This window comes from Saliphagus sp. LR7, assembly GCF_003344565.1.
Classification (GTDB): domain Archaea; phylum Halobacteriota; class Halobacteria; order Halobacteriales; family Natrialbaceae; genus Saliphagus; species Saliphagus infecundisoli.
In genome coordinates this window covers 51,321-74,969 of sequence record NZ_QPND01000012.1, presented here as the reverse complement: position 1 = coordinate 74,969, position 23,649 = coordinate 51,321, and the positions used below count along the sequence as shown (strand labels likewise).

Genomic DNA, 23,649 nt, shown 5'->3' with positions numbered 1-23,649 from the left:
GCAAAGGTCGTAGGGTGAAGGAATTAGAGTGCTACCGATGAACCGGCACTGTCTAGTTGAGCCAGTTTGAGGAGTGAGCAAGCCGTCGAGTTTGTTGGACCAAATGCTCGCAGACCTGCTCAGCGAGAGCTACGATACGGATTTAGAAGAATCTTGGGAGAATGAGCGGACGGCGACGCCCGTCAGGGCGTTCGCCGTCCGACTCCATGCTACTGGTTGTTCACTTCGGGAGACAACAACGATTCTTGCTGAATTAGGCGTTGAACGCTCTCACGGGGCAGTTTAGAACTGGGTACATCGGCTAGCTGACAGCGTTTCTGACCCGCCGACGGCGAAGCCGTCGCGGGTCGCAGTTGACGAGACCGCTGTCAAGATCAACGGCGAATGGTCTTGGTTGTACGCTGCAATAGACCTCGACACGAAGTTGATTCTCGACGCCCAGTTGTTCGGCCGCCATGGTACCGATCCAGCAGCCGCGTTCCTCCATGGACTCCGCGAGAAACACGATCTCTCCGAAGCGATGTTTCTCGTCGATCAATTTGGCTATCGGACTGCCCTTGCTCGGTTAGGATTGAACGGTCGGGTTAACTATACCGACCGAAACCTCATCGAAAAGTGGTTTCACACGTTCAAAATGCGAGTCGACCGTTTTCATAACTCGTGGGTGGGCAGTCGGCGGAGTGCCCGCAGTTGGATTGAGCAGTTCGTGCATTATTACAACCATCAGAGACCGCATCAATCGCTCGATGGACGAACACAGCTGACGAGGTGCTCAACTAGACAGTGCCCTATGTCGTATATTGTCTGAAATTCTAAGTATAACGGGTCGGACAGTGATCTCGTCGGGCGATAAAGAACGATTGTCGCCATAATTCGGTAGCATCTGGGAAGGTGTCGAAAGCGAGATCACCAGCGGCCTCGTTGAGAAGTATGGAACGAACCCTCGGCTATTTATATCGGTTTTGGATGTTCGACTCCCGCTCGCGTTCCCTGGATGGGCGGCGTCGCCTGCGACTCCGAGCTCGGCACCGACCGCGTCAGTAACAACGCGCACGTCAGATCCTTGTATAATATTGCCGCGATCGAGAAAGAATGTTGGCGATTTCAGCCACTAATGAGACACGCCTGACGGACCGATTGTCCACACTGAAGTTTCAATCTGTTCCGAGAGCGTGGCAGTCTCATTCTCGTAAAAAGCTCAATCGTTCGTTGCACAAGGGACGAACTCGTCGGAACGTGGACCACGACATTCGAGGAACGGGAAAAACGACGTCTCACCCAGGTTTGGACGCGTAGAATCCGTCTGCACTTCTCTTCATATCTCCACTTTGTCGCCAGAGACACTTAAAGCGAGAACGGCCGGCGTCGGCACTCCTATTATTACGTCCACCACTAACACACTTGCACGGCTACGGCGCTTATCAGCCATACACCCCGTAGCCGTGTCCTGTACGGTCGGCGCGGGAACACCTCTTCCGACCCGCTCAGATCCTCGGTGAATCGCGAGCAGCGGCGCCGCCGGACGCGTGAGTTTAGATCCGATGTTCAATCTAACGTCGTAGAGTCGGAGCGGACTGATACCTGGTCACCGAGGATCTTGAAGTTAGATCCTCCGCACTCTTGGCAGTCATCTGGGATTCCGATTGGCTCAATTGTCTCATCCTCTGTGATACGAACAACATAGATATTGTCACAGTCCTGGCAGACAACAGCCGCACGGTCCTTCTCTCCTGTTGGTGTCATATTGTAGCCTTGCCTCTCATACATCCGATTCCCACCAGGACGATAACCTTTAGCATGGAAGCTTGAAAATAAAAAGCCTCCTTTATAAATAAACCGTAGTGACAGAAGTGACCGAAGGAGCAATTGGTTGAACAGTCGCTCGATTGGAATGGAACTATGCTAGGCACTGCGATCGCCTATGCTCTTGCGTCCCTCGACAATCAGGGGATAGACGATCTCCCACCCTAACACGACGAACGGAGGTACACCATCACATCGCACGAGTAAATACTTGTATGATGTTACCGTAGCCCACAGTATGGGGGACTCTTGGAAAGACCGTCCTCAAGACGATCGAATGCCGGAAGGAGAGTCTCCGCCACGACTCGCCGAAGACCAGTTCTACGTAGCTCTGGCGGCCCTCGAGCGCCGACGTCTCCTCTATTATTTGCTCGCCGAACAGGAAAGTAGTGTCGAGGAACTCGCTACTGTCCTTAGCGGATGGAACACGACAACCACCGGGACGATGCACACGGCAGCAGATTGGTCGGAACACCGCATCAACCTGGTCCACAATCACTTGCCCCGACTCGCCGAGGCAGGATTGATCGACTACGATCCCCAGGGCGGCGCCGTCCAGCTTGTATCGCTGCATCCGCACATCGCCGATATTGTTCGCCAGAGTATCGAAGCCGAACAGCAGACAGAATCGTAACGATGTTCGACTCGTTACTGACCGAGCTTCAAGGTCGAAACCATCAGTTTACCATCTATCGGAGTGGTGACCCACCCGACATCGAAGTGTGGCTCGCAAACCACGGTGTCGCTGTTGAGTCTCGGTCGCTTCCATCTGGTGGTCCAGCACCGTTCATCGAACTCAAAACCGATGGCGAGGTGGTAGGCGTCATCGGTATCGAAGCAGTCGAAGGGTTGCTCGAGTCACCGATCCACCGCCCTGGCGACAGAAGCGGGATTTCCGAGGGCTATCAGGTGCTCTTTGACGTTCTTGAGAAGACGGTCGTTTCCGGAATGACTCGCCGCGAGCTCCTTGCAGTCAGTCGAGAAATCGAAGACCGTGCGTATCGTGTGGGTGAGGGAACGCTGCGAGTGAGTTTCCAGACCCTCTCGACGTTTCGATCCCAGGCAGATATCTATCGAACACTCGCAACCGACACAACTCTCGATATCCACATTCATGGCCTCGATGACTGGACCCCGCCAACGATCACCGGGATCACCTATCATACCGCCAAGGCCGAGCGCTTCGAACCCTATTGGGTTCTCGCTTACGACGGCGGGCCTACTGACAACCAGGCCTGCGGGTTAGTCGCCCAGGAGCACTCGGAAGGCTACACTGGATTCTGGACGAACGATCCAGCGCTCGTCGAGGAGATCACGACAACACTTACTGCGGATTGATCGATATACCGGTCGCAATCGCTCGCAACTGACGAGCAGTCAAGCACCTTCGAGCGGTCGCCCTGGTGGGTCCGCTATTCCTTCAGAGCGCTGATCCCAGCCTGAGCACCGATCGTCGGCGGGTTGTAGTAATCCATCAACGGGAGGAAGCCTTCGAAATCGAAGACTGATCAACTCTCAGCCATCTCTTCAAGAGTCAGGGGTAGACCCGTACATCTATATACCCTCAAGTGTGACACTCGCACGCACGACCGTTCACGTCACCACGTGTCTGGGATCGTGCCTGTACGTACTCGGTTCGGGCGGTTCCTCATCCGCCCGTTCCTACGCCACTGATTACGAACAAGTATCGTGATTGGGTAAACCGAGAATTGAGCCGTCCGTTAGATATTGTGAATCGCGGTTCGACCGCGAATATCCGCCCATCCTGTTTCTAGAGGTTATTTCCACTATCCTGTCACCGATATAATGAACACACACTTATAGGGGCGTGTACTCGATTGTAGGTACGATACAATATGAACGAGCCACCGCTGCAGAGCGACACGGTTCGATCGACCTTTGACCGATCGGAAAAACCACCCAGTATCGCGGTTGTTGAGGCGATTGCTGCTATCGAGGATACGCCCCCGACGGATCTCTCGATAACACTGCACGATTTCATCAAGCCGACATCGCTTAATGAGCCCGTCAATAGTAACAGCGATGTCTCAGTTACGTTCTCTGTCGATCAGTATCAGATTCAGGTGAACGGCAACACAATCACCGTTACTCCCTGCTGAACATAGACCACGCCAGTATTGCAGATCATGAGTCAGTGCTCCAGTATACGGCATCATCAGATCCCTGACCTTGTGCAACAGTGGCCTTTCTATGGGCGCGATTGTTGCACAAGGCTTGATAAGGGCAACCAGCCTGCTGATTTCCGCTCTGATCAGACGATGTAGAAAACCTTCAGACAACCCTCGAACTTGCCGATTTGGAGCCTCGATGTTAGCGTCACCAGGGATACCAAGGACATCAGTGAGATCAGGGACGCGAGGGACATCAATTCCAACAGGGACAACAGGGCCGGACGGGATGAAAGGGATATCTTCGGTGAGAGCGACCGTATGCTCCGTCACACTCTCGTTCCCACTCGAAGCCGGTCTGATCGACCTCCAGCGCTCTGAGGAAGTGCCTGCTGCTCCACCGTCGAACCCATCAATACGGGATCGTATGCAGGATCGGGTCCCGATGATTTGGCCGCCCCCTCGATTACTGGGAGGACCGACCCGAGCCACGGCCATTCCTCCACGAGGGCGTCGATCGCCGCCTGTCGATGATCCGCAATCGCTTCCGGGTCGTCTCGATCGGGGAGCGTGAATGCCCAGCAGAGGACGTCGTCGGGATCACCAAAGCGAGCCGGATCATCGACGAGACTGGTGGCGAGTTCATACAACACATCCATCCTCGAGCGGAGATCGAGAGAGGGGACAAGCGGCCGACCGTCCGGTTCATCAACGAAGAACCACGGGAGGACATCACCACCGTATCGCTCATCGTTGAACGAGAGCGACAACCGCCACCCTCCGGGGGCCTCCCGAAGCAGAGCGGCGAGGACGAACCCCTTTCGGTTCTCACGAAAGCTCTGAGTCGTGATCCCTGCCCGGCGAGCGATTTCGGCTCCTGAAAGCGGGTGATCAGCACCAAGCAGCACGCTCAGTGCCTGTTGCATCGAGAGCGCCACGTCACCGTCTGCAAGGAGACGGGCAGGGTCGAGGGTAGCAAGTGCCCGCCGAACTTCATCGATATGGATCCCTCTCGACCGGTCCTCCCTTCTGAGGCCGTAATACATAGCCCGAGCGACGTCGTAGCTGGTCGCGACGAACGCCTGAAAGAGCGACACGGCCTCTCGAGTTGGTTCGAGGCCCTTGCGCTCACAGAGCCGCCTCACGGCCTGAGCGATTGCGCTCCGAGTGGCGGTCGTTCGGATCGGGATACAGACCCCGATCTCGGGAGCATCATCGTGGAGATCGCCCGGCGACCGGAGCGCCGATCGTAACTCGTCCTCGAGGTCGGAGACGCCAGGGCCAACGACCACGAGCGAGCCAACGAACTCACCGATTGGATCGCGAGCATCGACTGTCAGGCCCATCGCCGCCTCTCGACGCGCTTCCCGCTGCTCGTAGAGGTGCCGATACGTAACGTGATGGCCGTACAGCGATTCGACCGCACAACTATGGGCGAGTGTCCGACAGAGCGTTCGCCGGCGGTGCGATTCGGACCAGTTACGGGAGAACTCGGGGAGACGGACCTCCCGACTTAGATCGACGCCGGCGAGGTCGAGCAGTTGGACGATCGAACCCGCGAGTCCTTTCGCGAACTGCGTGATCTCGCCGCGTTTTGCCGATTCATCGGTATAATCGCCGTTCGCTAGTTCTCGGGTGAGTTCGCACAATCGCTGCTCTTGATCTTGATAGAACTCAATGAACAAGCGGGGATCTTCGTACCGTTCGGCCGAGAGACCACCAATATTCCGTGCATCGCTCAGAATTCGTCGGCTGTGGGTTGCGAAGAGATCCTCGAGAACGTCCTCGGTGAGCACGCGGTTCCACGTCCAAGGGCTCGCTAACGCTCGAGCGATGCACGTTGTGTACTGCATAGGGTTGGTGTAGGTTGCAGAGACGGTGATTTCGTCACGAGCATCGTCGTAACTCCACCCCATCACCCGATCGTCTCTGTCTCCATCTCTCCCTTTCAGCATCTGAATAGGCGCATCAACGAGGGCAATCTCGCCAGAATGAGCCGCTGCACGGGCGGCTTCAACAGCGGGCGTCTCGGCATACACCGGCTGGACGTGCTTCGGGAGGTACTCGGCGGTCCCAGCGACCGCGTCTCCTTCCGCTTCAGCTTGTTCCTCCCTCTCTCGGTCGGCCTCGGTGCCGTCTCCCCTGTCTTGGGTGTGCGGGTTTACACGGCTATACTCGGACGGATTTGGGGGGTCTCTAACGGAGGGGAGTCGTCCCTGTTTTCCGATCTCCGAATCTAACGCTTTGAGGTATTCGAGACCGGCTTTTCGCAGCGATAGCCCCCGTTCGTCGCCAGGGTAATCGACCCGTTCGGCGAGTCCGAGGTCGCGATCGAGTTTCAGACCGACCTGTCGCCGGTTCGCCTCGGAGAGTCGGAGCTCTCGCGAGAGGTCATCATAGCTGAGCATTTCGGAGTTTTCGCCCCGGAGCGCCCGGAGGACGGCCGTTGCCGTGCCGTCGGGGTCAAGCGTCTCGCGGGCGTCCTCGACGCGATCAGCAATCAATCGAGGCGTCCCAGGCGTAGGGGACACGCGTGGATCGAACGGGTCCGTAACGCTCACCGGGAGGTGGTCACGATGACTCTTCCAGAGGACCCGTCCAGCCTGGCCAGTCGCGACGAGGTACACTCGACAGCCTTCGGCGAGCGCGAGACAGAGCTCGAGGACGTCGCGGCGCTGGTCGGCCTTTCGGTCGGTGAATCGTCCGTCCAAGTGGATCGCTATCTCGGGAGTAACACTGCTCGCGGTGAAAATCGGGATCGCAGCACGGTCGAGATCGTCACGAGACGAGCGCAGGTTAAGCGGGGATGTCTGTCCCGAGCCGAGTTGCTGACAGAGCCGGAGCAGATTCCACAGATCCTTTTCGCGGCCTTCGACAGCGCCCACACAGAGATCGGCAAAGAGGCCATCCAGGGCTGTCACTTCCAGCTCTTCCAGTGCCAGTTTCGGAGCCTGCTCGGTTCGCGTGAGGTCACTGACCGCTTCGACGAGCTTCTGTCCCATCGCTGTACACGAATCGAACAGCTCCTTGTGGAGCCGAGGGGCCGTCCAGTCGACGTCTGGACCGATTGTAGCATCCGCTCGATGTACCCCGTCCCGTCGGGCGCTAATCCCTGGGTCTATCGCCGTTCGTCGGTCTTGCTGTTGCTCTCTCTGTGAGTTCGTGGGCATCCATGTGCCCAAGTTGGGCGCTGACGGCCGGCGTCCGTCATGCCAAAGCTACTAGCAGCTCTCAACGCGGATCGCTCCGCAAGAGCGTCCAGACTGCTCTCTTCGGAGAGAGTGCTGCGGCTCTTTCTGGGGAGGAAAGCTTTTGTGCTTTGGCCGGGAAGAAGGAAATGTTCCACGTTCCCTTCTCCGACGCGAGTGGTTTCCTGAGCTGTGCCGCAACTGTTCTCAAGACATTTATAAAATCGTTGGGTTCCCTGGGGGTGGATCGGAGTCCCCAGAGGAACGGGGTTCACGAGTTGCCTCCGGTAAACTCGGGGTCCCCGTCGCACTGACGGAAATGGTGGGCCCAATGAGTGAGGACGATTTCCTGGCCACACTTCGGGCAGGCGTTCGTATCCCCACCATCAACGCAGAGTGAGTGACACTTTCCACAGTGCCGATCTGCTCGCTCCTCGGCCTCGGATTGTGGGACCGCGATATACGCCCCTCTATTGTTGCAGATGGGAGTCTGGGAATCAGCCGTACTGTGGTAGAGCAACTCCCCATGTGGATTGCCCTGTGGGAGGAGAACGATCGGTTCGTCCAGCTCACTCTCTGAGCGGTCGCTTGTCTCCTCGTCTATCTGAGGGGCAACGGTTTTGTTAGCCGGGGATGATGTTTCTGGTGGCGTCATGGTAATCAGGGCCGACAGCACTCGCCACCAGTGTCAGATTCCGGTTGAGCGAGTGCTGTCGGGCTCGACGATGGTTATGATCGGTTCCTCGCAGAGGGATCGATCCGCCGAACGACGCCCTCCGTCGGGAGCAGGCACTAGTCGCCAAGGTACCAACTAAGAGACTAGTCTCTGCTCCCGGTTCCGGAGTATCGCCGCTCGCCGGCCGATCGCCAACCGCTGGCAGTAACGAACTTACGTTATGAGCGTGTAGCAACATGTGTCGTTCCACCTGAACGGCAAACAGGGCGCTTGATGGGTTTCAAGCGATCAGCGCCCTCGTTTCCTGCGTGACTGTTCGTCGATAACATATGCACTCTTGACCACTAACCGATGATATTTAGTTGTATTGGGGTTTACGACGTAAAACCCCATGAAAAACGGATTTTAAGAGGTTTAAATGGGAAATAGCCCTCTATGAGAGTTTATTACCTAGAGTAGGAGGTTATAATTTCTCGTGAGCAGATAATAGAACCCCATCTTTCGATTTTATTGTAATTTCGGGCTCGATTTCGAGGGGGTGGCCCTCGTCCTCAAACCGATACTGTTGTCCAATTGTTGCCAACACGATCTTCGCCTCTAACAGGGCAAATTCCCGTCCAATGCAAGCGCGCCGACCCGCTCCAAACGGGATATACGCAAAGTCATGGAGATCGTCTTCAAACCCATTAGACCATCTTTTAGGCCGGTATTCTTCGGGATCGTCGTAGAACTGATCGTCTCGATGAGTATGAATCACGGAGAGATGGACCTCTTTCCCCTTTGGAACCCGAATACCGCGCATTTCCATCTCCCGGGTCGTTTGTCGGGGGAGCGTGTGAATCGGGGGATGGAGGCGGAGCGTCTCTTTGAGTATCCGATCCGTGACCTCTAACTCTCCGATGTCCTCGATTGACGGCGGATCGCCTCCCAGTACCGCCTTGAGTTCGCTTTCAAATTCCTCGCGAACACTGGGATGCGTGGCAAGATTGTACCATGTGAACGCAAGCGCGGTCGCTGTCGTCTCATAGCCCGCGAAAACCATCGTCATGAGGTGCTCTTCGATCTCCTCAGTGGCGAGGTCTGGATTGGACTCTTGGGCGTCAAAGAGCTGTGAGAGGAGATCGGTGTCGTCAGAGCCAGGGCTCGCCTGCCGCTCGGCGAGGAGTCCCTTCACTTCGTCGCGCATAACAGCTTTCGACTGCTTAAATCGACGGCGAGCGGGAGTTGGGACCCAATTCGGAAGCATCCATGACGCTGGGACAAACCACTCGTTAAGATCATCCGCTGCATTTCTGAGATCGCTTCGCTCTCCGGGTCCGATCACTTCACCGAAAAGTGTCGAGAACAAAATCTCGAACGTGAGATCCTTCATCTCTTGCTCGATGTCCCCTTCCATATGGCCCTGCCAGGTGTCGAGTCGGCGCTCCGTGCAGGCGACCATCTGATCTACAAATTTCTGGATATAACCTCTGTAGAACAAGGGTTGGAGGATCTGTCGCTGGCTCCGCCAGGTTTCGCCATCACTCGATAGGAGGCCATTCCCGAACGCTGCGCGGAAATCAGCGGTTTTGTTGAAAGAGTCCACGTCATCAACGAGAACCTGTTCATAGAAGTCAGGATGGCAGAGCACGTAGACATCATTCGCCCCTGGCAACACCATGCGGTATGAATCCCCACATTGATCGACCGCATTTCCGACAAAATTGAACGGGTCAGTTGCGAACTCAACCGCGTTCCCGAGGACTGGCAATCCATCGGGGGAAGGGGGTTGGGGAGCGGACATCTATTTGGACTCAATCAGTCATCACCAGTTATCTTTTGGTTCCAGAAATCCAATGGTGGTTGTTGATAGTAATTATTATAACTCTCAAATACGTGTTGCTCATAAATGTCTGATCCTCGGTCAGGGTTATCTACAAAGCATGATCGAGTTGTGGAACACGGGTTAACGAAGGAGGACATCGTTATCAGGTCAGAGATCGCCGAATGTGTCGAGTCTTCTCGACTTTCGACGCTTCGGACACTCTCTGATAAAGGTGGCTGGCAGACAGTAAGTGCCATCGCCTGTGATGCGTCGGTCTCGAGACAGACTGTTTCAACGCATCTCGAAGTATTCGTCGAGTTCGGATTGGTGAATTTTGATGCCAATACTCGGGAATATATGATTACTGCGAGCGGTGTTGTTGCTCTTGACAGCTTCATATCGTGCTTAGATGTAATTTTGCCCGATCGCCTTGCTTTTCTCACTCGATCGGAGTACGCGCTTTGGATCCTCCGAGAGCTCTCTGAGACACCGGCGGTTGCGAGTGTCTTTTCGACCAAGGCAGATACGCCGTCTCAGTCTACCGTCTGGCGGATCATGACGAAACTCTCGGAATTCGGCATGGTGACAGAGACCTCTGAGGACTACCAGCTAACCGAATACGGGTCGAATGCTCTCGCTGCCTATGAGAAACTTGAGAAAATCGTGGGAGTCTGTTTCGCGAAAGCTGCGGTCCTGCAACGGCTGGATCTAGAGTTTGTGCGTGGGGATCATCCCCTCCCGATCGCGGCTCTTGAGGACACTACTGTTGTCTCGTCGGGATCCCTCACCCCAGGTCTCGTCACGACAGAGGCGCTTGAGCTGGCGGATTTGAAAACAGATTCCTTCGCTTGTGTTATTTCAATTTATAACCCAAGACTATTCAAACTGTATTATGAGGCCGTCAAACATGGGATGAACGGAGAAGGAATTCTCTCCCCCGAAATCTATGACAAATTCTGTGCAAATCCGGATTTACACGCAATGTTGGACAACTCATCGTGTGATGGATATGGCTTGTCTCGATTGGAGCGCCCGATAACCCTCGGGATGGGACTCTACGATTCGCGCAAAATCGCTCTTGGAGCGTTCAATCAGAGAGGGAACGGCCAGCATACAGCGATGCTCCTCAGTACGAATCAGGATCTCGTTGAGTGGGGCCATCGAGTGTACGATTCACTTCTCGAGGAGGCGATCATGACGAAGAAACCTGCGTAGCATTTTCGGAGAGAGTAGCGGCGTAGATATTCCTGGAGTAACCTCTCCTTAGAAGATTCGTATGGGTGCCTGACAATCTATTTGGCACATATAACAATACCCCACTCAGTGGGATAATGAAGTCTCATGTACGATCTCACCGGCTTCCAACGCGACCTCCTGTACGTCATCAACGGATTCGACCAGCCCTCCGGCCAATCCGTAAAAGAGGAACTCGAAGACCACTACGATGGGGAGATCAATCACGGACGGCTCTATCCAAATCTCGATACGGTCGTTAACAAGGAACTCGTCGAACAGGGCGAGCTCGATCGGCGAACGAATTACTATGCGATCACCGACGCTGGAGAAGAGGCATTGCAAGAACGACGACAGTGGGAAAACCACTATCTGGAGGACTTCTGATGACACCTCTTGTTCAGCTCCTCTAACTATCGGACACCACCCCCACCCCGGATTTCAAATGAAATCGTCTCCAATCGAAGCGGGAGGATCAGTAGGTGAGATCCCGGTCCAACAGAAGAAGTGCCCAATTTAGAGGGGTGAGCATTTCCTTCTCCCGATTAGGCCAAACCTGACTTCCAGTGGAAAACGGCATTCTAGAACGTCTATTATATATATTACTATTACGGTAAGATAGTAGTAGTAGTCCGAGGAAAGGACGCTTAATGAACCTGTTTAAGAAACCCACCAAGGTTACTTATATGCATTACTGGGTGATGTTCTAGTGGCATCTCAGTGTGACTTCTATCAGCATCCTTGTTCCGTACCACACCACATTTCAAATGAAATCCTTGATAGAAGCTCTCTAGTGGTCGTCTCGGGCAGGTTCAGAAAAGGACTACAAGCAGATCTGATTGATAGCTCTCCCTATGAGGTCGGTGATTTCATTTGAAATCCGGGGTGGGGGTGCTGAATCTCCGGACCGAGTGAAAACCTATCATGAAATCATTTGAAATCCGGTGTGGTGAGGGATTTAGATTCCCTGCTTTTCAGCAAATCATTTGAAATCTGGTGTTGGCCTCAATTCGAAAGACAACATTAAACTAATCTGATAGCAATTCACTACTCAAGCGAGTCGACGCTTTAATCGGATGAATACACGGTGTATCCTATTTTAGGGAAAGAACTAAGGCCATTTCATTTGAAATCTGGTTATGGCATCAAGCACGGAGCAACTGAAGACTCTTGGCGAATATGCGGCCGAGAATGGGGCCGTGAGCTATTCTCGGTCTGAATCTCGCGACGATCCTCTTTCTGTTCTTGATGAGGAGGATCCAATCTTTGCCAACGAGGATCTCCTCCGCATTGACCACATCCCGGATCACGACAAGATCGTCGGACGAAATGATCAAATTGAGACGGTTGCACGTCGGCTCAAACCAACGATCGCTGGTGGGTCGGGGAAGGGAACACTTCTTCTCGGTAAATCCGGCTCAGGCAAGACGCTCGTTACTCGATACGTTAGTCGCGAAGTTGAGCAACGAGGCGTAGACAACGACATCCGTGTTGGTCGTGCAATTATTGACTGTGCACAGCGACGATCAGAGGTTCAAACTGTAATCCATCTCTCAAAGAGTTTGAATGAGCCGGATAATACGGGCATCACGATTCCAAGTTCGGGCATTGCGACGGGAGCGTACTATGACCGACTCTGGGCTATTATTGACGAGCTCTATGATGCTGTTATTGTTGTCCTCGACGAAATCGATCGACTTTCTCCACCTGACGACGCACAAGACGTCCTTCCTGAAGAGGCCGACGACAGCAAATTCCTTATGCAACTGTCTCGAGCGGGTGAAGAGAACGATGTTGAAGCCAGTCTTACTGTCGTTGGCATCAGCAATGACCTCAAATATGGTGATCGGCTCGACACACGTGTCGAAAGTTCCTTCGCCCCTGATGAGATCGTCTTCCCGGCATACGATGCAAACCAGCTAGGCGATATTTTGCGCCGACGGAAAGATGCCTATCACGATGGTATTCTTTCGGACGACGTAATTCCTCTCTGCTCGGCGTTTTCTGCCCAAGAACACGGCGATGCGCGACGTGCGATTGATCTCTTTCGGCTTGCTGGAGAGGTCGCTCGTAGCGAAGACGCTGACGAAGTTCGTGAAGAACACGTCCGATCTGCGAATGATGATGCCGAAGTAACACGAATTCGCGATCTAATTCGTGGGTGCCCAACACAAGCTAAAATTGCGATTGCTGCCCTCGCCGCAATGGATGAATTCACGAGCCATTCCCATTTCAAGGCAACTGAGTTATATCGGGTCTATCGCGAGTTCGCTGAGTCGATCGATGCGAATGTTCTCGGTCAGAAACGAATCACCGACCAACTTCGTGAATATGAGACGTTGAAAATCATCGATATGACGCGAACGAGCGAGGGCTATGGCGAAGGAACATATCTGCAACTTTCCCTATTGGATGAACCGGGCCTCTTGCTCCAAACGATCGGGCTTGATGATCGCTGCTCAAACATCCCGATCGATACCCAAATGCGCCAGCATATTACTAACACTGTTAGAAAATAGGATACTAGCCATCTCCGGAACGATTTTCGTTGGGATGTTTTAACTGGACTTAGGTGCTAAAACTTCGCATATTCGTTACTGAGAGGATTGATCAGGGGCTGCAAGGAGTTCTTCCACAAATCCCGCGAGAATCGTCTCATGATCATCTGTACGCCCATCCGCTGGGGGCTCCCACAGTTCGACATCGATCGCCTGGGCTGTCGGTGTAGAGCCCTCTGTTACGGTAACTATGAAAATCGCTTGCTGGTAGATGACGACGGTCCGATCCTCGTCGATGTCAAGAAATTCGATACCAGCCGATTCAAGTGCAGTACGAAGGTCGAGTGGTTCGTCAAGAGAGCGATGATAGACATTCTCGTCGTCGCCTGTCATGCTGTGTACTTCTCCCTATGCGTACAAATATGCCCGGCCACTGTTCTTTCCTGAAGCGTTCGTTCAACGGAGCCGTTCTACTTGCTGAGACAGATATGCTTGAAGCTCCGTAACGGTCTCTTCGGAAATTGCTGACGCCCCGAAATCACTTCGATAGCCATGCCTGAGCTCCTCGCTTTCGAGAATCTGTATTCCGCGTTCAAGCTGATCTCGGAGTGCGGCTTCATCGCCTCGTTGAAGGTGTGGCGTTACTGCCTTGAGGTTGATTTCCTCTGCGATCGCGAGCACGTCCCGGAGATCTGTCTCTCGTCCGCTATGGAGCTTCGCCGCGACGAGCACTGCCCCATCAATGACTCTGGCGGTCGTGGTCTGCGTGCCTCCGCTCACCTTCTCTTGTTGGCTGTGGTCATAGAGATAGTCGAACGACCACTGAGCCTGGGTTTGTCGACAGCCGAGGCCATTCACCAGAAGATCAAACCCGATCGGTTGTTGGGGGGTGAGTCGCTTTTCATATTCGACCACTTCGGTGTCGTAGAACCACTGCTTGGCGTGGCTGTCGGTTTCTTCGAATCCACGAGTTTCGAGAAACTCGATGAACTCCGTTTTCGCGTCCGGAGCAACGACGAGATCGAGATCCGTCGAGAATCGAGCGTTGAACGCAGACACCGCATACCCACCGACCAGAACATACCGATAGTCATTCTCGGTGAGTTCCTCGAGGAGGTCGATAAGGGCATCACTCCGATTATGGAAGCTCATGACTGGGCCCGCTCACCCTCTCGATAGGTGACCCCGAGATCGAGACCGTCGTACATCCGGTCAAGCATCGCGAGTGCCGACTGAAACTGTGCGTAGTTGTCCTGCATGTACGCGATCGTCTCTTCTCGTGGGATTACCGGATACCCTTCGACGTCTTCGATCTCCAGCGAGGATTGTGGATCGAGAACAATCTGGAGGGGGCCCGCTGTTTCGCCTCTCGGCTGGCGTTCGAACGTAGTTGGGAGACCGAACGACTTGAAAAACCGCTTCCAGCTCGTGACATCCTGCTCGCGAACGGCGATGAACAGTGGATAATCCTCGGGATCACGTCCAACCTGGTATCCACCTTGAGTCCAAATGTAGACGGCGTCGATCCGTGTGAACGCGAATGGCCAGTCTCCGAACTGTGGGATGAGATAAGCTTCTTCAATCGAGGGGGGGCTAACACCGGCGCTGGCAGCGACTAGCTCACGGGCTGCGGTTCGGACCTGATCGTCGGTGAGAGCAAGTCCGCCGTCATAGCGAATGTATCCTGCATCTTCGAGCCGGTTGACGGCTTGTCGAACCGTTTCGTAGGGCGTCTGAAGGCGGTGTGCGACGCGGCGGATCGAGTCACCCCTCTCGAGGGCAAGGAGAACCCGCGCCGCCGTCTCGTCATATACCTCGTACATCAGATAGATACCAATAATACGGTAACAGTTAAAACGTTTACCCGTTCTATGCTCCTCTCTTGTTGGAGGGAGCAACACTGATGGTGGTTCTTGTTGGATTTCCGGATGTTGGCGTCGCTCAGTAACTGATATGTCAGTACTTGTTAATGATCGATACTTGATGTGGGTCGCCTCAGGGGGCATGCTTCGAGCGCTCCGTCAATTCAGACTATAGAACCAGAATCCTCATCAGTCCTGCTACTATTCGTCGTTAGACGCGCTCGACGTCTTCGCTGCCGCCTCACGGTCCTTCAGAAGTTGCTCTTTCGACTGGCCGGTCGTTTCGGCTAGTTCCTCGACAGTGGGGATCTCTTTCAGAGCCATCTTCTCATTTTTGATTCTCTGACCGAGCAATTGTACTTTTCGCACAGAAAAGCACTGTTCGATCTTCCCTAGAAGGTCAACGTTTCTGCGTGGTGGCTATCAAGGCGAAGAGGACAACCACTATCCAGTAAGGTATTCCCCACCTCCCCAGTAACGGACTCACAGACGCGATGAAACTCGAGTTCGACGACGGAACACTCCTCCTTCGCGGAGCCCCCGACACGGTTCCGTATGCAGAGTGGGATGACCGCGTCGATGAGTATCGCGCTCAAGCGTATCGGTATCGGGCGCTACTCGAATGGGCTGGAACGTGGGCTGAGACAAGTGGACAGGAAGCTGGTGACGCTGACCAGCGGACACTCCAGCAGGGATTCGAGCAGTCAATCGAGGACGCCGCCCGCAGCTATCCCGATCTTGACCTCACACCCGCCCTCCACATCGAACCGCGTGACTACCAGCAGGCCGCTCTCGATGCGTGGGTCGACCACGGACGACAGGGGAGCGTCGTTCTCCCGACGGGGAGCGGGAAGACCTTCCTTGGTCTCCAAGCGATCGCTGACGCCGGTGTCAGCGCCCTCGTCGTGACGCCAACGATCGATCTAATGAACCAGTGGCACGCCACGCTCACGAACGCCTTCGGCGACCAACTCGTAGAGCCGATCGGCGTTCTCGGTGGCGGCAGTCACGATGTCACCGCGATTACGGTCACCACCTACGACAGCGCCTACCGCTACATCAACGAATACGGCGACCAATTCGGCTTACTCGTGGTTGACGAGGAACACCACCTCCCTGCTCCGACTTATCAGTTGATCCCTGAGATGACGATCGCGCCGTATCGGCTCGGACTAACCGCCACTTACGAGCGCCCCGACGGCAAACACGAACTCTTAGAGGATCTCATCGGGCCGGTCGTCTACCAAGAGGACGTCGACGAACTCGCCGGCGAGTATCTCAGCGAGTACGAGACGATCCACATGTCGGTTGAGCTGACAGCCGACGAACGCTCAGAGTACAACGAGGAGTACCAGCTCTATCGCGACTACGTCGACAGCCACGAGTTCGATCTCTGGAAAGAGGAAGGGTACGCTGAGTTCCTCAAGCGGACGTCCTACGACCCACAGGGTCGGCGGGCACTCGTCGCCAAACAACGAGCCGAACGACTCGCCCGCACGGCCGAAAAGAAACTTGACACGCTCGATACCCTGATCAAGCGCCATCATGACGACCGCGCGATCATCTTCACTGCCAACAACGACTTCGCCTACGACATCTCCCAGGAGTTCATCGTCCCTTGCATCACCCACCAGACGGACACGGAGGAACGAACGGAGATTCTCGAACGATTCCGCACTGGCGAGTATTCGATGCTGGTGACTTCACAAGTTCTCGATGAGGGGATTGACGTTCCCGCGGCGAACGTCGGAATTATCCTCTCGGGGAGTGCCTCGAAACGCCAGTACGCTCAGCGGCTTGGGCGAATCCTCCGACCAACGGACGAGCGCCAGCCGGCACGCCTCTATGAGATCATCGCCGAAGAGACAATGGAGACGTACGTCTCTCAACGTCGTCGTGAGGGGGTGACGGCCAGTGCTGACGGCTGATCTCGCCCGATCGCGCACGACCGATGAGGAGGTGATACCACAATTCATCGACCCCGAGGACCAACGCTACCGGCAGACCGCCCGTGAGCTCATCCAGTTGTTCGAAGCCCATCTCGACGAACCGAAAGGCGATCTCGAGGACGCAATCGACGAACTGACCGTCGCGGATACCGACTATAAGATCGTTCAGGGGCTTGCGAAGCTCCTGAAAGACGAGTGTGAATTCGAGGTCGTCGCACCGGCCGACCCACGTGAGATTCGTCGGCATCTATTCGAGAGAGCCAACGAACAGTATCCGATCGTTCGCCAGCCTACACTCGGTGAGGACACTCAGAAGTTGGAAGTGTACAGTGGGATCGCCGACGAGTTGGGAATCTCGCTCGAAGCATGCTATCAGGGGATGTACGCCGACCTCGAGGACAACAAACGACTCGTCAAGATCGGGACGCGGACGGCCGAGAAGTACGCGAGTAGTGAGGATGCAGATACATCGTCATCGACGTCGACGACCGGGCTGACCGGCAGTAGCGACGAGGAGTACGAACGGACGGACCTCACGGTTGACTGGTTGCTGACTCGGTATAATCTCGCGCTCGCCCAGGCAGTGCTCTACGATGCGACGGAGATGCGTATTCGCGTGTGGGACCACTTCGGGACGGTGTTCAGTTACGTGAAGCTGTTCGGACTGATGCACCGGATCTATCCGATCGACGCCGATGGTGAGCGCGTCGTGAGTACCGCTCAGGCTGTTGGGTACGAAGCCGTCTTGGATGGCCCGGCATCGCTGTTTTCGCAATCCCTGAAGTATGGGATCCGAATGGCAAACTTCCTTCCGGCACTCCCGCTCTGTGATCGATGGGAGATGACCGCCGAGATCCTCATCGACGAGGCACTCGGCGAGACACGAGAGCTCACGCTAGCCGATACTGACGGGCTGGGTTCGCATTACAGCGCCGGAGAGCACTTCGATAGCGACGTCGAACGAACGCTTGCCCAGAAGTGGGAGCGGGCGACGACTGACTGGGAGTTAGTTCGAGAGGACGACGTGTTCGACCTCGGCGCGGAGGTGATGATCCCTGACTTCGCGATCGAGCATCCGGACGGTCGGCGAGCAATTCTCGAGGTCGTCGGCTTCTGGACACCCGAATACCTGGAGTCGAAACTGGAGAAGATTCGGCAGGTTGATGCGGACAATTTCGTGCTGGCTGTCTCTGAGCAACTGGATTGTGCGGGCGAGGACTTCGGAAGTGCTGCTGATCGCGTGCTGTGGTTCAAGACTGGTATTCACGTTTACGACGTGGTTGAGTTGGCTGAGACGTATGCACGAGAGTCTGGGCCATCAGCTTCTACGGAGATCGATACTTGAAGGAACAGCCACATTACTTGAGCTCTCTCGCCATCAAGAAGCATCGTTATCCCACCCTTGTGCAACAAAACTCCTCCCCGGTCAAAGGAATGTTGCACAAGGTTCATTGTTGATTGCCTAGACGCATCTTGATGCCTCTGGCTCGCGACTAGCGTCGTATGTGTGGACGAAACTCGCTCTTCATCCCCGCTACGGACCTCGAGGATCGATTCGACGCCAAGATCGCCACAAGCCGTGAGTATACACCCCGCTACAATATCGCCCCTGGTGATCGCCTGGAGGTCATCACCAACGATGCACCCGATGCGATCGATCAGTACCACTGGGGACTGATCCCAGAGTGGGCAGACGACCCCGACGACGGGATCATCAATGCGAGATCGGAAACCGCCGCTGAAAAACGGACGTTCCGAGATGCGTGGGAGTCGCGGCCGTGTCTCGTACTTTCCTCGGGGTTCTACGAATGGCACGCCCGGAATGGTGGCCCGAAACAACCGTATCGCATCTTTCGGGATGACGGGCCGGCGTTCGCGATGGCCGGGCTATGGGACGAGTGGGCACACGGAGACGAGACGCGTTCGTGCGTGACGATCCTGACGGCCGAACCGAACGACCTCATGGAATCAATCCATGACCGAATGCCGGTCGTCCTTCCGGAAGATGCCGAATCCGAGTGGCTGTCAGCCGACCCAGACACGCGGAAAGACCTCTGTCAGCCATACCCTGAGAACGACCTCGATGCGTACGAGATCTCAACGCGAGTCAACAACCCCTCCAATGACGATCCGTCCGTAATCGAGCCGCTCGACCATGACCAAGCGGGACTCGGTGAGTTCTCTTCCTCGTAGAGAGTCTTTCGGAAGTTTCGGAAATCACCCGCCACCGTTTATCACCCCTCCCACTGAACGGGTCGTGATGTGATCACCGACGCTCGGGTCTTCCAAGATGAATTCGTTCCCGAGACCGTCGTGAATCGGAACGCCGAACTCAACCGCCTCTCGGGGATCATCGAACCCGTTCTCCACGATGATCCTTCGGAAACCGCCTGCCTGTTCGGCCCGACGGGCGTCGGAAAGACCTGCTGTGCCCAGTACGCTCTCGAGGATCTTCGGGAGACGACGTTCGACGTCGAGACGGCCTACATCAATTGCTGGCACAACTACAACAGCTATCGCGTCCTCTACCGACTCCTCGACGAACTCAATCAGACGCTCGACGTCCATCGCCAGTCAACTCCCCGGGACGAACTCTACGAGCGCCTTCGCAACGCCGATACCCATCCCTACGTCGTGATCCTCGACGAGGTCGACCAGCTCGAGGACCAGGACGTCCTCTACGACCTGTACGCGCTGCCCCACCTCTCGATGATTCTCATCGCGAACGACGAACAGGAGCTCTTCTCCGGTCTCGATGATCGCCTCTACAGTCGCCTTCGTGGCAGTGAGTGTGTCGAGTTCGAGCGGTACGGCATGGACGAACTCGTGAGCATCCTCGAACAACGCGTCCAGCGTGGGCTCAACGACGAGGCACTAGACCGGACACATCTCGAACAGGTGGCTGACGCGGCCGCCGGCGACGCACGAGTCGCGATTGGCATCCTGCGGACGGCCGTCCGCCAGGCATCCCACGATGGCGCAACACAGCTCTCGAGCGAAGATATCGACGAGGCGATCCCCAAAGCACGGACGGAACTCCACCGGAAAACGATCGATCAGCTCATCGAAGACCAGCAACTCCTCTATGAGATCATCGCCGATCACGGTGAGATCACGCCGGGGACCCTCTACGAAGCCTATGAGGCTCAACGTGAGGCACCGAAGTCTCGTCGGATGCTTCGGAACTACCTCTCGAAGATGGAACACTACAACATCATCGAAGCAGACGGCCAGAAACGCAGTCGTGTCTATCGGGTTTCGGAAACCGATTTCGGAAGCAACGATTCCTAACCCCAGAAACGCCAGACTGAACCGCGATCTTTCAACCTCCAGAGTGCGTTTCGGAACCATCGGAAACGCCACGCCGGCGCTTATCGGAACTCCTCGTGATTGCTGGAGTGAGATGTCCGATCACACACGGTCGAACCGATCGAACCCAATCCCCGAACTTCCCTCGCTTGGATCGGGACTCCAACTCCTCGAGGTCGACGGCGAGCCGAGAGGCCCGCTGCATACCCTCGTCGTCGATCAGATCCTCACGAGTCAGGGCTCGGCCTACTGGGTCGACACCGGAGGGCATGCGACCACACAGCCGCTCGCGCGGATCGCGCCCGACCCTCGGGTCCTCGACCGGATACAGGTGGCACGTGGATTCACACCGTTCCAGCACTACGCGCTCATCGATGAGCTCCGCCGCGAAATCGACGAAGAGACTACACTGCTCGTCGTTCCCGCAGTAGATAGGTTCTACCGGGAGAACGATCTCCGCCAAGACGAAGGCGAAGCAATGCTCGTTCGGGTACTCGCGATGCTTGCTCGGTGTGGCCGTGAACACGATATCCCAGTTCTCGTGACGCGGAGTCGCGATGACGAGTTCGCGGCGCCGATCGAGGCGAGTGCCGCGACGACAATCGAGTGCCAGTCAACGACCCAGGGCCCCCGATTCGTCGCCGACGAGTTTGAGACGCTCGTCTATCCAGCCTCACACGGGCAGCTCCAGACGACACTCGCGTTCTGGCACCGGATCATAGAAGCTCGCGAGCCGCTCTATGAGCAGGCTCCGGGTGTCGCCCCATCTAGTCCGGAGGTGGTCGCCGATGGGGCGAACTAACGCGACGTATCGAGACACACTCCGGGGGCTCGAAAATCAGTGGACCGACTATCGGCGGGGGCTCCGCCGTGACGAACAAGACCAGTTCGATCGCCTCTTCGAGTATGCACGAAGCCATGCGGATGCGAGCGGCTATCTGAACCATCCCGAGCCGATGTACGCACTCCTCGTTTCGATCGCCCTCGAACAGGAGGCACAACTCGAGGAACTCGCTGTGCGGATCGAGACGCTCGAGGAAGCAATCGATGGTAGGAACGACGAGATTGAGAGGTGACCGCCTGATGCCGTTCAAAATCGACTATATCGATGGGACCGTCTACTCGTGGACAACCGACGCAGACGGCGCCTCGTACACGATCCACGACGACTACACACCCTCGCTGTACGCGAGCGCCTACGCGGACTCCGAGGCGACCCTCGACACTCTTCGCGGGAATCTTGAGCACCACCCTGCCGTCGTCGAGATGGCTCTCGAACAGTGGCGACCAGGCTTTCGCCACGATCACGAGGACGTCCTCCGAATCGATGTCGATCGGATCGATGCTGTCCGGACCGTTGCCTCGTTCGTTCGGGATCGAGGACAACCTGGTGCCTACCGCTGTTTCAACGTTGATTTCTCGCGAGAGTTCCGTTACTGTCTCGAAACCGGTATCGATCCGACGCCGGCCTCGGAGTTCTCGACGCTTGAATTCGACGTTGATCCTTCACAGTTCGCAGAGCCCGCGATCACGGAGCTGACAATCGACGGTGAGTCTCTTTCAGGTTCGCCAGAAGCAGTCCTCCAGACCGTTCAGAATCGCCTCGAGACCATTGACCCTGATGTTCTGGTGCTGTCCTCGGCGGAGTTGATTCCGACGCTCAGTGCCAGCGCTGGTGAGTCCAACGCTGAGCTTCAGTGGGGACGGATACCGGGCTGGCAACGCCTCGCCGGTCGCTCAACCTACGAGAGTTACGGGAATACGGGCCACTCGCCGGCACGATACAATGTGCCCGGTAGAGCAATCATCGATCGGTCAAATACGTTCTTCTACGATCAATCGGGGCTCGATGGCTGCCTTGACCTCGTCTCGCGGTCTCGGAAGCCGCTCCAGGAACTCTCGTGGGCATCGATCGGAAACGTGCTTACGGCGATCCAGATTCGCGAGGCCCGTGACAGAGACGTGCTAGTCCCCTGGAAATCGTGGCGCCACGAGTTTTTCAAATCGATGCGAACGTTGCATGACGCCGATCGGGGCGGCTACACGTTCTCACCGAAGGTCGGCTTCCACGAAGACGTGCACGAACTCGACTTCTCAAGCTTGTATCCCAATATCATCTACACCTATAATATCAGCCCGGAGACGATCCGGTGTGAGTGTCACCGTGATCGGAACGACGTCCCCGGGCTCGAGTATGCGATTTGTGATGAGCCAGGCTATCTCCCGGACGTCCTCCAGCCCTTGATCGACGATCGCGACGAGATCAAAGCAGAGATCGAGGCCACGGATGACGAGGCTCGCGAAGCCCAACTCCGGAGTCGATCGAGTGCGATCAAGTGGATCTTGGTTTCGTGTTTCGGCTACCAGGGCTTCAGTAACGCCAAATTCGGGCGCATCGAGTGCCACGAGGCGATCAACGCCTACGCTCGCGAGATCCTGCTCGATACGAAAGCAGTCTTCGAGCAGCATGGATGGCACCTTCTTCACGGCATCGTCGATAGTCTCTGGGTGACACCGATCGAAGGCGAGTCACAGACTCCGCTAGGGGACCTCGCTGGGCATGTTTCCGAAGAGGTCGGGATCCGATTGGAGTACGAAGCTGAGTTCGAGTGGGTAGCGTTCGTCCCGCTTGCGGATAGCGACGAAGGTGCACTGACGAAGTATTTCGGGAAACGGAGCGACGGGGAGTACAAACATCGCGGAATTGCGTGTCGACAGCGAAGTACGCCCGAGTGGATTGCGTCGATGCAACAGGAATTCATTCGGACGCTCAATGATCACCGGACGCCCGAGGCGATCTGTTCACACCTCCAGCAAGCGTTAGACGAGATTCGCTCGGGAGCGGTCGATCCAGCGGACCTGCTCATCACGAATCGAGCGTCGAAGCGACTGGGTGACTACCAGCACTCAACGCGAACGGTCGCTGCGCTGGAACGGGCCACGGGGGCAGGCTTCAACCCACAGCCAGGCCAGGACGTCTCGTATGTGGTTGTCGACGACGAAAAGCACTCTCGAGATCGGGTCCACCTGGAATATGAGGACCTCGATCGCTATGATCAGGACTTCTATGCGGAGATGCTGATCGATGCCGCGGAGACGGTCTGTGCCCCGCTTGGCTGGCGCCGTGATCGGATTGACCGCTATCTCGCTGATCGGATCAATGACTCTCTCCAAAACTACTGACACCGGTTATCTTTG

At 55.9% G+C, this 23,649-nt stretch carries 18 protein-coding genes and 1 pseudogene; 14 read left to right on the top strand and 5 right to left on the bottom strand.

Annotated features, from left to right (window positions below; all coding sequences use genetic code 11):
• Positions 1 to 103: 103 nt before the first annotated feature.
• The 4 genes and pseudogenes from DVH23_RS15730 (at position 104) to DVH23_RS15715 (ending at position 3,923) form a co-directional block, all read left to right on the top strand.
• Positions 104 to 780, top strand: a pseudogene (locus DVH23_RS15730) (IS6 family transposase).
• A gap of 1,300 nt (positions 781 to 2,080) precedes the next feature.
• Entirely contained in the window at positions 2,081 to 2,437 is a 357-nt protein-coding gene (locus DVH23_RS15725; protein WP_114578386.1) for an ArsR family transcriptional regulator, read from the top strand.
• An 86-nt stretch (positions 2,438 to 2,523) separates the two neighbouring features.
• Complete coding sequence (locus tag DVH23_RS15720) at positions 2,524 to 3,141, top strand: DICT sensory domain-containing protein (protein ID WP_232833773.1); 618 nt, start codon at positions 2,524 to 2,526, stop codon at positions 3,139 to 3,141.
• 518 nt (positions 3,142 to 3,659) lie between these two features.
• Positions 3,660 to 3,923: a HalOD1 output domain-containing protein gene (locus DVH23_RS15715; RefSeq protein WP_114578384.1), complete on the top strand. Its 264-nt coding sequence runs from the start codon at positions 3,660 to 3,662 to the stop codon at positions 3,921 to 3,923.
• Between the two features lie 338 nt (positions 3,924 to 4,261).
• Here the strand turns inward: DVH23_RS15715 and DVH23_RS15710 are convergent, their stop codons facing one another.
• Both DVH23_RS15710 and DVH23_RS15700 read right to left on the bottom strand, forming a co-directional pair.
• The gene (locus tag DVH23_RS15710) at positions 4,262 to 6,934 is read right to left on the bottom strand and encodes a hypothetical protein (protein ID WP_114578383.1); all 2,673 of its coding nucleotides are present in this window, start codon (positions 6,932 to 6,934) and stop codon (positions 4,262 to 4,264) included.
• 1,325 nt (positions 6,935 to 8,259) lie between these two features.
• Positions 8,260 to 9,579 (bottom strand): cytochrome P450, encoded by a 1,320-nt coding sequence (locus DVH23_RS15700; RefSeq protein WP_114578381.1) that lies wholly within the window; start codon positions 9,577 to 9,579, stop codon positions 8,260 to 8,262.
• 150 nt (positions 9,580 to 9,729) lie between these two features.
• Here DVH23_RS15700 and DVH23_RS15695 point away from each other — a divergent pair, with 150 nt between their 5' ends.
• The 3 genes from DVH23_RS15695 (at position 9,730) to DVH23_RS15685 (ending at position 13,352) form a co-directional block, all read left to right on the top strand.
• Positions 9,730 to 10,815 (top strand): winged helix-turn-helix domain-containing protein, encoded by a 1,086-nt coding sequence (locus tag DVH23_RS15695; RefSeq protein ID WP_232833772.1) that lies wholly within the window; start codon positions 9,730 to 9,732, stop codon positions 10,813 to 10,815.
• A 126-nt stretch (positions 10,816 to 10,941) separates the two neighbouring features.
• Complete coding sequence (locus tag DVH23_RS15690) at positions 10,942 to 11,220, top strand: PadR family transcriptional regulator (protein ID WP_114578379.1); 279 nt, start codon at positions 10,942 to 10,944, stop codon at positions 11,218 to 11,220.
• Between the two features lie 752 nt (positions 11,221 to 11,972).
• Entirely contained in the window at positions 11,973 to 13,352 is a 1,380-nt protein-coding gene (locus DVH23_RS15685; protein ID WP_114578378.1) for a Cdc6/Cdc18 family protein, read from the top strand.
• A gap of 75 nt (positions 13,353 to 13,427) precedes the next feature.
• Here the strand turns inward: DVH23_RS15685 and DVH23_RS15680 are convergent, their stop codons facing one another.
• From DVH23_RS15680 to DVH23_RS15670, 3 genes are all read right to left on the bottom strand, one after another.
• Positions 13,428 to 13,724, bottom strand: coding sequence for a hypothetical protein (locus tag DVH23_RS15680; RefSeq protein ID WP_114578377.1), 297 nt, complete (start codon positions 13,722 to 13,724; stop codon positions 13,428 to 13,430).
• Positions 13,725 to 13,787: 63 nt separating this feature from the next.
• Positions 13,788 to 14,483 (bottom strand): nucleotidyltransferase family protein, encoded by a 696-nt coding sequence (locus tag DVH23_RS15675; protein WP_114578376.1) that lies wholly within the window; start codon positions 14,481 to 14,483, stop codon positions 13,788 to 13,790.
• Positions 14,480 to 15,154, bottom strand: coding sequence for a winged helix-turn-helix domain-containing protein (locus DVH23_RS15670; protein WP_114578375.1), 675 nt, complete (start codon positions 15,152 to 15,154; stop codon positions 14,480 to 14,482). The genes DVH23_RS15675 and DVH23_RS15670 overlap by 4 nt, the downstream gene beginning before the upstream one ends.
• Positions 15,155 to 15,687: 533 nt before the next feature.
• Between DVH23_RS15670 and DVH23_RS15665 the strand changes: the two genes are divergently transcribed.
• From DVH23_RS15665 to DVH23_RS15635, 7 genes are all read left to right on the top strand, one after another.
• Positions 15,688 to 17,121 carry a DEAD/DEAH box helicase gene (locus DVH23_RS15665; RefSeq protein ID WP_114578374.1) on the top strand — a complete coding sequence of 478 codons (1,434 nt, stop codon included), beginning with the start codon at positions 15,688 to 15,690 and terminating at the stop codon, positions 17,119 to 17,121.
• Positions 17,108 to 18,487: a DUF790 family protein gene (locus tag DVH23_RS15660; RefSeq protein ID WP_114578373.1), complete on the top strand. Its 1,380-nt coding sequence runs from the start codon at positions 17,108 to 17,110 to the stop codon at positions 18,485 to 18,487. The genes DVH23_RS15665 and DVH23_RS15660 overlap by 14 nt, the downstream gene beginning before the upstream one ends.
• 158 nt (positions 18,488 to 18,645) lie before the next feature.
• Positions 18,646 to 19,335, top strand: coding sequence for an SOS response-associated peptidase (locus DVH23_RS15655; RefSeq protein WP_114578372.1), 690 nt, complete (start codon positions 18,646 to 18,648; stop codon positions 19,333 to 19,335).
• 69 nt (positions 19,336 to 19,404) lie between these two features.
• Positions 19,405 to 20,433, top strand: coding sequence for a Cdc6/Cdc18 family protein (locus DVH23_RS15650; RefSeq protein ID WP_114578371.1), 1,029 nt, complete (start codon positions 19,405 to 19,407; stop codon positions 20,431 to 20,433).
• 112 nt (positions 20,434 to 20,545) lie between these two features.
• Positions 20,546 to 21,253 (top strand): hypothetical protein, encoded by a 708-nt coding sequence (locus DVH23_RS15645; protein ID WP_114578370.1) that lies wholly within the window; start codon positions 20,546 to 20,548, stop codon positions 21,251 to 21,253.
• A complete protein-coding gene (locus DVH23_RS15640; RefSeq protein WP_114578369.1) occupies positions 21,240 to 21,527 on the top strand; it encodes a hypothetical protein in 288 nt (95 codons plus the stop codon). The genes DVH23_RS15645 and DVH23_RS15640 overlap by 14 nt, the downstream gene beginning before the upstream one ends.
• 7 nt (positions 21,528 to 21,534) lie before the next feature.
• On the top strand, positions 21,535 to 23,634 hold the full coding sequence (locus DVH23_RS15635; RefSeq protein WP_114578368.1) for a type B DNA-directed DNA polymerase: 2,100 nt from the start codon (positions 21,535 to 21,537) through the stop codon (positions 23,632 to 23,634).
• Positions 23,635 to 23,649 lie beyond the last annotated feature (15 nt).

Excerpts from the sequence above, each read along its gene's own strand:
- DVH23_RS15725 (WP_114578386.1), top strand. The coding sequence starts at position 2,081 with ATGCCGGAAGGAGAGTCTCCGCCACGACTCGCCGAAGACCAGTTCTAC.
- DVH23_RS15715 (WP_114578384.1), top strand. The coding sequence starts at position 3,660 with ATGAACGAGCCACCGCTGCAGAGCGACACGGTTCGATCGACCTTTGAC.
- DVH23_RS15710 (WP_114578383.1), bottom strand. The coding sequence starts at position 6,934 with ATGGGACAGAAGCTCGTCGAAGCGGTCAGTGACCTCACGCGAACCGAG.
- DVH23_RS15700 (WP_114578381.1), bottom strand. The coding sequence starts at position 9,579 with ATGTCCGCTCCCCAACCCCCTTCCCCCGATGGATTGCCAGTCCTCGGG.
- DVH23_RS15690 (WP_114578379.1), top strand. The coding sequence starts at position 10,942 with ATGTACGATCTCACCGGCTTCCAACGCGACCTCCTGTACGTCATCAAC.
- DVH23_RS15685 (WP_114578378.1), top strand. The coding sequence starts at position 11,973 with ATGGCATCAAGCACGGAGCAACTGAAGACTCTTGGCGAATATGCGGCC.
- DVH23_RS15680 (WP_114578377.1), bottom strand. The coding sequence starts at position 13,724 with ATGACAGGCGACGACGAGAATGTCTATCATCGCTCTCTTGACGAACCA.
- DVH23_RS15675 (WP_114578376.1), bottom strand. The coding sequence starts at position 14,483 with ATGAGCTTCCATAATCGGAGTGATGCCCTTATCGACCTCCTCGAGGAA.
- DVH23_RS15670 (WP_114578375.1), bottom strand. The coding sequence starts at position 15,154 with ATGTACGAGGTATATGACGAGACGGCGGCGCGGGTTCTCCTTGCCCTC.
- DVH23_RS15665 (WP_114578374.1), top strand. The coding sequence starts at position 15,688 with ATGAAACTCGAGTTCGACGACGGAACACTCCTCCTTCGCGGAGCCCCC.
- DVH23_RS15655 (WP_114578372.1), top strand. The coding sequence starts at position 18,646 with ATGTGTGGACGAAACTCGCTCTTCATCCCCGCTACGGACCTCGAGGAT.
- DVH23_RS15645 (WP_114578370.1), top strand. The coding sequence starts at position 20,546 with ATGTCCGATCACACACGGTCGAACCGATCGAACCCAATCCCCGAACTT.
- DVH23_RS15640 (WP_114578369.1), top strand. The coding sequence starts at position 21,240 with ATGGGGCGAACTAACGCGACGTATCGAGACACACTCCGGGGGCTCGAA.
- DVH23_RS15635 (WP_114578368.1), top strand. The coding sequence starts at position 21,535 with ATGCCGTTCAAAATCGACTATATCGATGGGACCGTCTACTCGTGGACA.